Raw genomic sequence first — 12397 nt, forward strand, 5'->3', positions numbered from 1 at the left:
TCTTCCCAAGCTTGCTGCTATTGTCACTACTCAAACCAGACGCTCATAACAACACTAAAAGCATGAACAGCAACCCTAAAGTTAGCATCGCCATTAATAACTACAATTATGCTCGTTTCCTATCACAGGCAATTGATAGCGCCCTAAGGCAAACCTATCCCCACGTCGAGGTAATTGTGGTGGACGACGGTTCTACCGACAACTCACGAGAAGTTATTGCCAGTTATGGCGATAAAATTCTCCCGGTGCTAAAGGAAAATGGGGGACAAGCTTCAGCTTTCAATGCAGGCTTTGCGGCGAGTAAAGGAGATATTGTTTGCTTTTTGGATGCTGACGATACTTTTGTACCTGAAAAAGCAGAAAAAGTAGTAGAAGCATTAGGCGATCGCCCAGATTTAGGTTGGTGTTTCCATCCTCTTAAATTTGTGGACGAAAAGTTAGTGGAAATAAATGATAAAAAACTTAAAACCAGTCCCGATTTATTCCGCGAGTACGATTTGACACAGTTAACGAAAAGTGGCAGATTCTACAAAAACTTTCCCTACCCCTCCACCTCTGGTCTTTGCTTGAAACGGTCACTCTTACAACAAATTCTGCCAATGCCGGATAAAGCAGGAAGCACTTTGCTCAATGATGCTTTTTTAATTTTTAGCTCATTAGGGCTAAGTAAAGGGATCGTTTTGGATAAGGAATTAAGTCTTTATCGGGTACATGGGAAGAACGCCAATGCTATCGGAAAAGAGACTAAGGGGAAATCAAAAGACTATCAGAAGCGAACCGCCAAGATCAATATCCTTTTAGGCTATTGGATAGGAGTCAAATTCCCATCATTTTATGAGTTTTCTAACCACATGATGGCGACAGGAATGGGTGTGTATCTCCGGAATGGAGAAATGGATGCGGAGTTTAAAAAACTTGTTAAAAATCATCTTGCCACCGTAAAACCGATAGATAAACTAAAAATCTATATTAGAGCTTTCTATAATTTTGTAAAAAATCCTAAATATTAAACTTAAGCAATATAACTTCTCGTACACCATTAATTTACTGGGAATGAAATCGGGAATGAACAGAGACTTACACAAATAAGTGATTGGTGTTCATCTGTGTTTATCTTTGGTTATAAATTATGAAAATACCAAAATTTATCGCTTTGACTGGTTTGCCTATTTTGGTGGGAATTATTGCTGCGTGTGCCACTAGCAACCAACAACCGCAAACATACAAAAGCCTTGGCATAGCATCTGTAGCCGCAGCACCCATCTACTCGATCGGGGGAAATGGATATCGCTGGGCTAACGTTTCTATAGGTGGAGGTGGGTTTGTTACAGGTGTCTACCCCCATCCTTTAGAAAAGGATCTTGTTTATATCAGAACTGACGTTGGTGGTTTTTATCGCTGGAATGCAGCAGATAAAAGTTGGATTCCTTTAAATGACAGCTTTCCACTTGCCCAAAAAACTTATTACGGGGGAGAAGCACTAGCCGTCGATCCAAATGATGCAAATATTGTCTACATGGCGGCAGGCAAATACTCCCAGTGGGAGCCAAAGGGGTCAATTTTCAAGTCTAGCGATCGAGGAAAAACTTGGACTAAGTTGAAGATAGACTTAGGGATGGACAGCAACTCCGAAGAGCGGTGGGCAGGAGAAAGGTTAGCTGTCGATCCGTCTAACTCTAAAGTAATCTTTTTTGGTTCGCGGCACGATGGGTTGTGGAAGTCGTCTGACGCGGGGGCGACATGGGCTAGAGTTACTTCTTTTTCCCCGAATCTGACAAAAGGAATTGGAATTTTAGGCATTGCGTTTGACAAGCGATCGCCCGGTTTAGTCTACGCAAATGTCTATGGAGATGGAATCTATAAATCTACTGACACGGGTAATACTTGGAGCAAAATCCAGGGAAGCCCGACACAGGCACAGCGAATGGCTGTTTCCAGCAACGGTATTCTCTACGTTACGCACAAATCAGGAGTTAGCAAATATGCTGGTGGAACCTGGAGTAACATCACTCCAGATGGCAAGCCAGCGTTTTTCAATGCCTTGGGTGTTAACCCAACGAATCCCAATCATTTAGTAGTATCTTTAGGTCAAATAACTAGCAAAATCCTCTATAGTTCCTTAGATGGGGGAGCGACTTGGACAGAAAAAAAGGCAAATATAAACCACACGGTTTCTTGGTGGCATGATGCCATGTTTGAATCGTGGGTTTCAGCAATTGAATTTGACCCGAAAGTGCCGGGAAAAGTTTGGTTGACGAATGGTTCTGGAATTTGGCAAACAGACAATATCAACGCCAATCCGGTGACTTGGGCTAACTATCAGCAAGGACAAGAAGAGATAGTCGCTTTCGCCCTAGCTGCACCTCCAAAAGGTGCTGTGTTATTGAGTGGTGTAGCCGATGTAGACGGTTTCAATCACAACAATGGGCTTAATTCTTATCCATCGAAAAGGATGGGCGGTATCGGACCTTGGCCTCAGCATACTTACGGTATTACCTACTCCGAAAGCGACCCGTCGCGGGTGGTGCGGGTTGGTGGTGTGGAGTGGGAACCAATCCACAATGGCGGAACAACTTCGACAGACGGCGGATTGACTTGGAAGAAGTTTGGGTCATTTCCCTCAAAGGCAATGCCGTTGCGCGTAGCTATATCGGCAAATAACCCAAACAATTTTGTCGTGACTCTCAGTGAGGCTCAGCCGATACAGACAACTGATGGCGGCGCGTCATGGAGTAAAGTGTCGGGGCTACCTAATGGGGCTAAAGGCCCCTGGTATTGGGGTGAGCCGTTGGCCGCAGATAAAGTAGATGGCAACACGTTTTACTATTACAGCGAAGGCAAAGTTTATCGCAGTACTGATAGGGGTGAATCGTTTCAGGTTGTTAACTCATCGATTAAAAGCGAGTATTGGGCAGATTTGTGGTGCAGGCTGAAAACAGTTCCGGGTGTGAAAGATGAGGTGTGGCTTAGTCTGGATTGGAATGGTTTGTACCGTTCAACAGACGGTGGCAAGACGCTGACTAAGCTGCCTTCAGTAGAGAGGGCGCATTTGTTTGCCTTCGGGAAACCGCCGGATGGCAGCACGACTCCGGCACTTTATCTCTATGGAAAAGTTGCTGGTATGGGCGAGGGAATTTTTCGTTCTCTTGATAGAGGCCAAACTTGGACGAGCATTGGCTCTCAAGAGAATCCTATCGGTGGTGAGCCAAATGTGATGGAGGCGAGTTGGCAGCAGTTTGGGCTGGTGTTTATCGGTACCAATGGTAGGGGCATCTACTACGGAAAACCAGATGGTTCCTCTGGATAGGCGGCTTCATCTTCCACGCGGGCGATCGCACTCCGTCACTGAAAGTTTGCTTTTTCCCGCTCCCAGCCTCCAACTTGAAACGCCTGTGATGAGGCTGAGCCTCATCGCAGGCGTCAGCTTTTTTAATTAACTTTGCCTTGTGTAGCGTCCCATCAGTTCTACAGCCTCGAAAATATGACCTTGCTACGGATAAAGCTGTAGGGGCACAAAAGTTTGCGCCCCTACAATCGTTACGTTTTATTTGAGTTCCGCAGGAGGCAGAGCCTCAGGGATGACAAGGTGTTTTAAGTCGAGGGAACCAACCGTTTCCGCAAGGATTCGGCGCGGCGCTTGGCGGTGCCATTGTCAGGCTCGTGCTTCAGCGCTTCCTCATAGCTTTCCAACGCCTGAGCGGTTAACTTCTTCTTCTCGTAAACATGACCCAGATTATTGAGCGCCGTGACATAATTTGGAGCTATTTTCAAAGCTTCTTTGTAGTTGCGAATCGCTACGTCGTACTGCTCTTGGGAGAAGTAAGCAAAGCCTAAGGCATTGTAGATAGGCGCGAGGTTTTCCTCTTCGGCATCCTCAGCTTTGAGTGCTTTTTGAAGCAGCGAGATTGCCTGAGTGTAAAGTTTTTTATCTAAATAGATGCTGCCGAGTTCGTAAAACTCTTGGGTTGTGCATTTGTCGTTTTGCACCTTATTTTGCAGCCGAGAGAGGACACTTTCAACTTTGCGGGTTTTGAAAACCTGGCGCACAACTGCCCAACCGGCAACGGCAAGCAGTACCAGCAACAAGGAGAGATAAAAAATTGCCAGAGAGTTATCCATTGCCCTTCAAATACAGAGATTAATTTGCTTTCTCTATTCATTATGGGACGTGATTGCGGCGGAGGTGGATCGCCACAGGTGCCCTATCGGAAGTTTTCTAAAATCGGTTGGTATCGCTCTGGGGGAGTCCCCAATACTTCACCCGTTCTTGTAGCCAGCCTTCTCGTTTCCAACGCGCGATCGCATCATTTACCCGTTGCCGCAATTGATTGTACTGCAAGCCTTTGGGCATCACTACTGCTAGCGGCTCCCCTGACAAGCGTACCGGCAGCAGTCGGTACTGGGGGTATTCCTGCACCCAGCCGCTGAGAATGCTGGCATCGGCGGCGAAGGCATCGGCGTTACCCGATTCCAGGAGCGATCGCGCCTGTTCGTAGGAATCTACGCCAATTAGCTGAACTTGGGGGATAAGATAGCGCACCGTAGAAATCGTATCCGATCCTTTCAGAACGGCGACTTTTCTCTGTTGCAGATCGTTAAGCCTTTGTAAGGATGCGTCCTGAGTGACTAAAGCGGTGCCGTCTAGGTAGTAAGGAATGCTGAAGTTGACCAAGCGATCGCGCGAAGCATTTTGTGTCACCCTCCCGATCGTCAGATCGACCGTTCCATCTACCACCACCGAGAGCCGATCTCGATTCGCCACCGGCTGCAACTTTACCGCATCGGGTTTATCTAGGAGTTCTGCTGCTAAACGCTGGGCAATGTCAATTTCCAGCCCTTGCAGTTTGCCTTCCCCATCCCGAAAAGCCAGGGGACGGACATTGTCTTTCACTGCAACAATTAGGTAGCCGCGCTCCACAATCTCTTGTAGCTCGGCAGCAACCGCTAAGTTTGGCGTTTTTATACTAGCAAAGAGCCAAAGAAAAAACATTCCCAGGCGGTGCCTGGGAACGAGGCTGGCAACAAACGAGTGGCGAGCTTCATTCATCCCACCCTCTGGGAAGGACAAAGCCCTACATCCTTCATCCTTTACCCTTGAGCCTGTGTAGCGAGTTGCAGCACTTTGTCAAAGCCAGCGGGATCGAGAACAGCCATCTGCGCCAGCATCTTGCGATTAATCTGGACATTCGCCTTTTTCAATTTGCCCATCAGCTGGCTATAGCTAATGCCGTGCTGACGTGCTGCGGCGTTGATACGGGTGATCCAGAGGCTGCGGAAATCGCGTTTGCGCTTCTTGCGATCGCGGTAGGCGTTACGCAGCGCCTTCATGACCTGTTGATTGGCTGTCCGGAACAAAGTTGAATGAGAACCTCGGAAGCCTTTGGCTAGTTTGAGAATTTTTTTGCGGCGTTTGCGAGCAACGTTACCGCGTTTTACCCGTGTCATGGCTAATTATTAGTTGTTATTGATCGGTGGTCAGCAGTCATTCGTCATTAGTCATTAGCAATTGACTAGAGACTCATCATAGAAAGCAAATTGCTTCCTTACAAATAGGGCAGCATCAAGCGTACATTTTCTTCATCGCGTTCATGCACCAGAGCCATTTTAGAAATCCGCCGTTTCCGGTCAGAACTCTTGTGCTGTAGCAAGTGACTTTTGAAGGCTTTGCGGTGGACGATTTTGCCGCTGCCGGTGGCTCTAAAACGCTTTGCCGCTGCTTTACGGGTTTTCAGTTTAGGCATGGATGGTCTTTAATTCGACACAATCTATAAAGTTAGCACTATTTAGGCTAATTAGACAAGTTATAAATTTCAAATCTAAGGCAGAATCATAGGATTGCCGTTTGAAATGCGATCGTCAGGGAGAGATGCGATGAGTTTGGAAAAGCTCACGATAGGAACAATTGTTGAACAAGCTTTGCAGAACGGATATATGACGCCATCTCTAGCACAAGAGATTGGCAGCATCTGCGAAATTTCGGAAATTTCTGTTGACGACTACATCGCTTTAGATCGCTTATTCGGGCAACTTTTAACCGATGAAGCGATCGCGATTCCCGGAAAACAGTTTATCAATGTGATGGAAGCATTGGTGCTAATAGAAGCGAGCGTGCAGGTGCTAAAAATGGAAGTATCCAACCCTTGCCTTCTGGATCTGGGAGAGATTGCTGCTTATGCGCTCAATCGACTGCCACCCCTCTATGCCACCACTGAGGAAGGCGCTAGCTTTCAGCGTCAGCGTGGCAAGGAGGAACTTCGAGAGTTAATTACCCAGAAAGTTAAAGAAGCGATCGCGCGATCGCCGATGCCAGGATGATTCGGCTGCTCGCCCTTCCCCTGAGTGTATAAAGTGTATACCGCTAGCTTCGCCTTACTGAACCAGAATCCGTCCGGTGTAACCCGATCCGTTGTAGCGTTGAAGTACATTTTGGGCGATCGCTTCCGCCTTCCCAACCTCTACCAAAGCAACGCAAGCGCCCCCAAACCCAGCACCCGTCAACCGTGCGCCGAATACGCCACGGGTTTCTTGCAACATTCTCACCAGGGTATCCAACGCCGGTACGGAAACTTCGTAATCGTCCCGCAAACTGGCATGAGAAGCATTCATCAACTCGCCAAAGCGCTCCGGAGAGACGCCCTGTATCGCCTCCAGCACCCGGTTATCCTCTGTAACCACATGAAGAGCGCGACGCCGCAGCGGTTCGGGTAAAGATTCTACAGCTTGCGGATCGGTGATATCTCTGAGCGCCTTCACTCCCAACAACCGTGCTGCTTCCTCACAATCAGCGCGTCGTTGGTTGTAGCCACTTGCCGCCAGGGTACGAGGTACGCCGCTATCGATTACCACAACTTCTGCTCCCTTTGGGAAAGGAAGAACTTGACGTTCCAGCGTGCGCGTGTCCAGAAACAGCATCGAATCAGTGTCAGCAAGACTCGACGCCATCTGATCCATAATTCCGCATTGCACGCCAGCATAGTGAATTTCTGCCTGTTGTGCGAGTTGGGCGATTTGCACATCATCGAGAGTAAGTGAAAGAAGCGATCTCAATCCTCTGAGAGTCGCCACTTCCAACGCCGCACTGCTAGACAAACCCGAACCAATAGGAACGGAGGATGTAACATACACGTTAACCGGCAAGATAGTGTTACCTTCCTGCTCTAAAAGTCGGATACACCCAAATACATAACTTGCGAAACTAGACGGCGTATGAGTGCTTTCTAAAACGTCTACTTTTTCGTCAAGTTCCGCAGAGTAAAAGTGGTGCTGTTCATCTTTGCTAAATCCCAATTGTACCGTCGTTTTTTGGGGGATAGCTGTTGGGAGGACAAATCCATCGTTATAGTCAGTGTGTTCGCCTAGTAGATTTACTCGTCCTGGTGCGCTGGCTTCGACTTCTGGTTCTGTACCGAATACTTGTTGAAAATTCATCATGGTTTGTTGAGAGAAAGTACCTAGCGATGTTTATAATCGCAACTTCTGCCCCCCTTCAGAAGAAGGAGGGCAGAAATTACGAGAGCTTTTATCAAACGAAGTCTGTCTTCGCTGACTGTCGAGAGGCAAAGTTTCGGGTCTTTACAAATAGATTTCAAACCGGCTGAGAAGCCTTTCCTAACTATATAGACTCAGGATTCAGTTGAATCATCTCCCAAGTCGTATAGGTTCCAACCGGACTCCAAAGCACATAGGGGAGTAATAAAAGAGCCGATAATCCAGAAATCGGTAATACAAACAATGCTAAAAGAACCCCTAAAATAACGCCCGATCCCCCTAATAGCGTACCGACTGTAAGGCTGCGGAGTCTGAGCGTGGTAGGAATGTAAGCGACTGTGACAATTTCCAAGAGTAGGTAAAGTGCCATCAACAACCAAGTTTTGAGGCTACCTGGATCTTGTTCCCAAATTATGGTTGCTGATAAAGCTCCGCCTGCAAAAACAATCGTCCAGATAAACGGAATCAGAGGCTCAAAGACAAGCCAACTAGGTCGGGTCAAGTTTTTGACCCATTGAGTATCGCGCGGTCTAAACAAGAGACTTCCTAGCGCAACGAATAAGGTCACGCCCCCAATAATCATCATTGAATTAATCATTTTTTTACCCTCTGCGATCGCCTAGCGTGCCAAATGGTTTATCGCTATACTTGCGCTCCCGATTGAGCTGAAGCAACCTGTACAAATCGATCGTGTCAATTTCAAGAATGACTTTAATCAGTCTTTGGTGTGAGAGTGTGGGTAATTTTGGCTGTTATTCGCTTCAAAGCACTCTTTATCTATCAAAAGATAGATTCAAAATTTCAATCTATTCTAGATATAGAACTTCCAGTTTTTTCTACTATTTCTGTGGTAGTAGATGAATCTCATAAATGAAGGGAGTTTAAATAAAGTATTGATTATGCATCTTCCTTAAGTCAGGCTTGTTTTATCTAAACCAAAACTTCATAAAGTCTCAGTATAACTACTTAAAGCCAGACCGACCGAATCATCGGGTCTTTAGGGGTTTTTTCGTTTTCTTGGCTCTTCAAAGTTTATTGTTTTGATAAAGATTCAGTATAACTACTAGCATTTTTCTTAAAAAATATGTGAAACTTTCATGACAAGCGAAAATACTCTAAAAAATCTGGCGATCGCCAGATTACCAGCCTAAGTAATTTCCGCAAATATTTATCGCTTCTGTTGAGCGCCAAAGATACACAGTTGCCCTTGGTAAGACAATTGTGGCGATCGCTCTTTGGATCATTTCCACGATCAACATTCAGCTTTACGAAGGCTTATTTTATGTCTACTTCAACAATGTGGAAGAAATTGTCAATAGCTGTTAGTGCAGCATTTGTGGGTCTAGGAACAGTTAATTTGGCTCCGGCGAACGCTATAACATTTAACTTTCAAGGGGATGTTGCTATCGACGGATTGGTAAACTCACTCGAAGGCAGCTACACCGTCGCCGATGATATCCTCGAACTCTTAGTTAGTGATGTACGGAGACAAGATCCTTTCCTACAGGTAGAGAATCCTCTTGAATTTTTTTCCTTGAGCGTGAACGGCAATAACGTTTTTAGTGGCAAACCATCAAACTCATCTTTAACATCTTTGATTCCGGTAAAAGGAGTCTTTGCTCTTAGAGAGCTTTTGAGGCTAGATGTTCAGGATGACTTTTTCGTCCTTCAGCTAAGTGTAGCAACCGCTGATGAGGGGCCAAGAGAACCTGTTGCCCAGTGTTTAGTTAAAGAATGTCAAGGATTTACGATTTTTGGCTTTGGAAGTAGAACTCTTCCAGGTGTTTTTGGAGATGGATTTGTTTCCCATAAACCCGTGAATGTTGTCGAGTCCGTACCAGAACCAACGGCAGCGATCGCGCTTGGTGTGATAGGCGCTTCCATGCTAATCCGCAAAAGAAAATTATTGTCCTCGCCACACGCCTAAACTAGATTTCAATTAGCAATATTTGTCATAACAAGCTGCTTGGCAACAGCCTGCATTTTTTCAATTTATGGCAAATTTATGGCGGTTCCATAAGCAGTTAGAAGCACCAATTTTATCAACAGTTAACTTTACGGAGCCTTGTTTTATGTCTACTTCAAAAATGTGGAAGAAATTGTCAATAGCTGTTAGTGCAGCATTGGTGGGTCTGGGAACAGTTAATTTGGCTCCTGCGAACGCCATAACATTTAACTTTCAAGGGAATCTTGATGGAGACTCAGTCGAAGGCACCTACACCGTCGCCGATGAAATTCTAGACTTATTAGTCAGCGATGTACGGATAGGAAATTATCTAGATGTCAAGAATCCTTTTGATTTTTTCTCCTTGAGCGTGAATGGCAATAATATCTTTAGTGGCAAGCCATCAGACTCATTTTTAACATCTTTGATTCCGGTAAATGGAGTTTTTGCTTTCAGAGAGGTTTTGAGACTAGATGTTAATGATACGAATTTTGACTTTCAGCTAAGTGTAGCAACTGGTGATAATGGGCCAAGAGAACCTGTTGCTCAGTGTTTAGTTAAAGAATGTCAAGGATTTACGATTTTTAGCGTTTCGGGCGTTAATGGAAGTGGATTTGTTTCCCATAAACCCGTGAATGTCCCGGAATCCGTACCAGAACCAACCGCCGCGATCGCGCTAGGTGTCATCGGCGCTTCTATGCTAATCCGCAAAAGAAAATTATCGTCCTCGCCACAGGCCTAAACTAGCTTTCAATTAGCAATATTTGCCAGAATAAACTGTTTTACTACAGTCTGCACATTCTGGCAAATTTTTGGTAATTGCAAAACAAGTAACTCCTCTTGTCGCTAGTCACTCCATTTCAAAAGAGAAATAGCTATGAAATTACACTTGAGCATTCCCACGGCATTGATGGGCTTATGCCTCAGCTTTTTGGCAGCGAGAGAAGTGCAAGCTGCCAGCTTCACCTTTACAAAAATTGCGGATACAAGCGATCGCTTCAGTTCCTTTCTGTCATCTCCCGCCTTAAATAATGCTGGAACCGCCGCCTTTTTGGCTGGACTAGATACAGGGAGCATAGGTATTTTCACGGCCAATGGCTCCACAATTACCACGATTGCCAACACCAATAATTTCTTTAGTAGCTTTCGTACTCCTCTCTCCATTAATGATGGAGGAACCGTCGCCTTCAACGCTGTCCTAGCTCAGGTAGCCACAGGTATTTTCAAGGGGAACGGAACAACAACGCCCACTCCTATCGCCCTTGCTTTCCCTCAATCCGACTCGAATGGTGTTGAGTCACCCTGGATTGATGATGACGTTATTGTAGCGAAGGACTACTTTAGCGATTTTTATTCGCCCTCGATTAATAATGCCGGAGTTGTAGCTTTCATAGAGAGACTTTACCGGGGCGAACGTATTCTCACCAGCGAAGGAAAAGTTATCGATACTATCTTTTATGGCAGCGTCAATTCTCCCTTCATCAATGATGAAAGAACTGTAGCCTATAGAATTGAAAGTGGGAATCCTAGCACGGTAATTGTTACGAGTAACGGCACTACAAGGACTATCGTTGCCAGCATTGGAAATAATTATCCTGAGGATTCTGGCTTTGGTTCCCCTGCCCTCAATAATGTAGGAAACGTTGCCTTTTATGCTCCCCCGGCTATTGATCCAAGCAATGATTGGTATACTCCGCCAGAGCCATTTGTGGGAGGAAAAAATGAAGCTTTGTTCGCTAGCAACAGCAAAACAACAACCTTAATTGCAGACACGAGCGGCTCCTTTAACGGCTTTCTTGGCGTTCCCTCAATTAATGATGTGGGAACCATTGCCTTTTTTACTAAACTGGATGCAGGCGGGACAGGGATCTTCACTGGAGCCGATCCCCTAAAAGATAAGGTAATTAGTACTGGTGATACTCTATTTGGTTCCACCGTAACGTCCCTTAGTTTTTCGCGGGAAGGATTAAATAATGCTGGTCAGGTGGCATTTCTTGCCAGTCTTGCGGATGGCACTATGGGCATTTTCCGCGCCGATCCGGGAGTGTCTAGCGAACCGCCAAAGGATGTTCCAGAACCCACTTCAGGCTTGGGTTTACTCGCATTGGGTGCTTTGGGTGCTGGTTCAGTGATGCAGCGTCAACAGAAACAGCAGATCGACGACTAATTATAGATAGCGATCGCATTCCACTTTTACCCATTCCCACTTGCAACTTCTACAATTTTTGAGAAATAGCTTGTATGGCTACCTTCAGAAAAACACTTTCAGCCTTAGTCTTCAGCACAGTCTGCTTTTCCTTATCTGCACTGATAGCACCTAAAAGCGTGCAGGCTGCTACATTGACTACATTAACTTTTGATGAGCTGCCGACTCAACCAGCGGATGATTTGAGTTTTAAGGGCGTTACATTTGACTTTAAAGTAAATGGAGAAAACTCAACTGCTGCCACCTACAATGTTGAAAGAAAATTGAATCTCGGAGGTTTATTCGGCGTTGAAGAAGCATTTTATTTCCTTGATTTATCACCCCCCGTCTTAGAGATCGGTGCGCCAGGAATTTTAACACTTGACTTTGCCATGTCTACTTCTAATATTATGTTCGACGTGGCGAAGCTAGGGGATTTTCGTTTTCAGCCTCTACCCAAATTAACCGTCCAACTTTTTGACGAAGACTTCACTTCTCTTGGCATCACAGAGGTAATTCTGGATAAAACATTCGTAGACGACTTTCCTTCCCCACTCAGAATTAGTGTTTCCGGCACTACTTTTACTTACAGCGGCACCCCTGTAAAACGGGCAGTTGTAGATTTCACTAACGAATTAGGTTCATGGGGATTTGACAACCTTAGTTATCTAACCGCCGATCGAACCGCTTCGGTTCCCGAACCAGCTTCTGTATTGGGTTTACTGGCATTGGGTGCTTTCGGTGCAACTTCACGACTTAAGCGCAAACAAAAAAAGTAA

The 12397-nt window shown here is 45.7% G+C and carries 13 protein-coding genes; 7 read left to right on the forward strand and 6 right to left on the reverse strand.

Annotated elements, in window-relative coordinates; all coding sequences use genetic code 11:
• The first annotated feature begins 62 nt into the window (after positions 1-62).
• Both NC996_RS06855 and NC996_RS06860 read left to right on the forward strand, forming a co-directional pair.
• Positions 63-1010, forward strand: a complete 948-nt coding sequence (locus tag NC996_RS06855) for a glycosyltransferase (RefSeq protein ID WP_190689533.1) — start codon at positions 63-65, stop codon at positions 1008-1010.
• Positions 1011-1129: 119 nt separating this feature from the next.
• Positions 1130-3307 (forward strand): hypothetical protein, encoded by a 2178-nt coding sequence (locus tag NC996_RS06860; RefSeq protein ID WP_190689536.1) that lies wholly within the window; start codon positions 1130-1132, stop codon positions 3305-3307.
• A 284-nt stretch (positions 3308-3591) separates the two neighbouring features.
• On the opposite strand, the gene NC996_RS06865 is transcribed toward NC996_RS06860, so the two are convergent.
• The 4 genes from NC996_RS06865 to rpmI form a co-directional block, all read right to left on the reverse strand.
• On the reverse strand, positions 3592-4119 hold the full coding sequence (locus NC996_RS06865) for a tetratricopeptide repeat protein (RefSeq protein WP_190413797.1): 528 nt from the start codon (positions 4117-4119) through the stop codon (positions 3592-3594).
• 97 nt (positions 4120-4216) lie between these two features.
• Positions 4217-4990, reverse strand: a complete 774-nt coding sequence (locus NC996_RS06870) for a transporter substrate-binding domain-containing protein (RefSeq protein WP_190689676.1) — start codon at positions 4988-4990, stop codon at positions 4217-4219.
• A gap of 98 nt (positions 4991-5088) precedes the next feature.
• Entirely contained in the window at positions 5089-5445 is a 357-nt protein-coding gene (gene rplT / locus NC996_RS06875) for a 50S ribosomal protein L20 (protein ID WP_190413799.1), read from the reverse strand.
• Positions 5446-5543: 98 nt separating this feature from the next.
• Positions 5544-5741 carry a 50S ribosomal protein L35 gene (gene rpmI, locus NC996_RS06880; RefSeq protein WP_190413800.1) on the reverse strand — a complete coding sequence of 66 codons (198 nt, stop codon included), beginning with the start codon at positions 5739-5741 and terminating at the stop codon, positions 5544-5546.
• 130 nt (positions 5742-5871) lie between these two features.
• Between rpmI and NC996_RS06885 the strand changes: the two genes are divergently transcribed.
• Positions 5872-6315, forward strand: coding sequence for a late competence development ComFB family protein (locus tag NC996_RS06885; protein WP_190689539.1), 444 nt, complete (start codon positions 5872-5874; stop codon positions 6313-6315).
• A 54-nt stretch (positions 6316-6369) separates the two neighbouring features.
• On the opposite strand, the gene galK is transcribed toward NC996_RS06885, so the two are convergent.
• Both galK and NC996_RS06895 read right to left on the reverse strand, forming a co-directional pair.
• Positions 6370-7428, reverse strand: coding sequence for a galactokinase (gene galK, locus NC996_RS06890; RefSeq protein WP_190413862.1), 1059 nt, complete (start codon positions 7426-7428; stop codon positions 6370-6372).
• Positions 7429-7612: 184 nt separating this feature from the next.
• A complete protein-coding gene (locus NC996_RS06895) occupies positions 7613-8086 on the reverse strand; it encodes a tryptophan-rich sensory protein (protein ID WP_190413802.1) in 474 nt (157 codons plus the stop codon).
• A gap of 684 nt (positions 8087-8770) precedes the next feature.
• Here NC996_RS06895 and NC996_RS06900 point away from each other — a divergent pair.
• The 4 genes from NC996_RS06900 to NC996_RS06915 all read left to right on the forward strand — a co-directional run bounded on the left by NC996_RS06900 (position 8771) and on the right by NC996_RS06915 (position 12397).
• The gene (locus NC996_RS06900) at positions 8771-9415 is read left to right on the forward strand and encodes a PEP-CTERM sorting domain-containing protein (RefSeq protein ID WP_190689542.1); all 645 of its coding nucleotides are present in this window, start codon (positions 8771-8773) and stop codon (positions 9413-9415) included.
• Positions 9416-9560: 145 nt separating this feature from the next.
• The gene (locus NC996_RS06905) at positions 9561-10175 is read left to right on the forward strand and encodes a PEP-CTERM sorting domain-containing protein (protein ID WP_190689545.1); all 615 of its coding nucleotides are present in this window, start codon (positions 9561-9563) and stop codon (positions 10173-10175) included.
• Positions 10176-10310: 135 nt separating this feature from the next.
• A complete protein-coding gene (locus tag NC996_RS06910) occupies positions 10311-11600 on the forward strand; it encodes a choice-of-anchor tandem repeat NxxGxxAF-containing protein (RefSeq protein ID WP_190689547.1) in 1290 nt (429 codons plus the stop codon).
• 74 nt (positions 11601-11674) lie between these two features.
• Complete coding sequence (locus tag NC996_RS06915) at positions 11675-12397, forward strand: PEP-CTERM sorting domain-containing protein (RefSeq protein ID WP_199303331.1); 723 nt, start codon at positions 11675-11677, stop codon at positions 12395-12397.

Source organism: Trichocoleus sp. ST-U2 (assembly GCF_039961875.1).
GTDB lineage: Bacteria > Cyanobacteriota > Cyanobacteriia > Cyanobacteriales > FACHB-T130 > FACHB-T130.

Bases quoted from the DNA above. Each gene is read 5' to 3' on its own strand.
- rplT (WP_190413799.1), bottom strand. From the start codon at position 5,445: ATGACACGGGTAAAACGCGGTAACGTTGCTCGCAAACGCCGCAAAAAA.
- NC996_RS06860 (WP_190689536.1), top strand. From the start codon at position 1,130: ATGAAAATACCAAAATTTATCGCTTTGACTGGTTTGCCTATTTTGGTG.
- NC996_RS06905 (WP_190689545.1), top strand. From the start codon at position 9,561: ATGTCTACTTCAAAAATGTGGAAGAAATTGTCAATAGCTGTTAGTGCA.
- galK (WP_190413862.1), bottom strand. From the start codon at position 7,428: ATGAATTTTCAACAAGTATTCGGTACAGAACCAGAAGTCGAAGCCAGC.
- rpmI (WP_190413800.1), bottom strand. From the start codon at position 5,741: ATGCCTAAACTGAAAACCCGTAAAGCAGCGGCAAAGCGTTTTAGAGCC.
- NC996_RS06915 (WP_199303331.1), top strand. From the start codon at position 11,675: ATGGCTACCTTCAGAAAAACACTTTCAGCCTTAGTCTTCAGCACAGTC.
- NC996_RS06895 (WP_190413802.1), bottom strand. From the start codon at position 8,086: ATGATTAATTCAATGATGATTATTGGGGGCGTGACCTTATTCGTTGCG.
- NC996_RS06910 (WP_190689547.1), top strand. From the start codon at position 10,311: ATGAAATTACACTTGAGCATTCCCACGGCATTGATGGGCTTATGCCTC.
- NC996_RS06900 (WP_190689542.1), top strand. From the start codon at position 8,771: ATGTCTACTTCAACAATGTGGAAGAAATTGTCAATAGCTGTTAGTGCA.
- NC996_RS06855 (WP_190689533.1), top strand. From the start codon at position 63: ATGAACAGCAACCCTAAAGTTAGCATCGCCATTAATAACTACAATTAT.
- NC996_RS06885 (WP_190689539.1), top strand. From the start codon at position 5,872: ATGAGTTTGGAAAAGCTCACGATAGGAACAATTGTTGAACAAGCTTTG.
- NC996_RS06870 (WP_190689676.1), bottom strand. From the start codon at position 4,990: ATGTTTTTTCTTTGGCTCTTTGCTAGTATAAAAACGCCAAACTTAGCG.
- NC996_RS06865 (WP_190413797.1), bottom strand. From the start codon at position 4,119: ATGGATAACTCTCTGGCAATTTTTTATCTCTCCTTGTTGCTGGTACTG.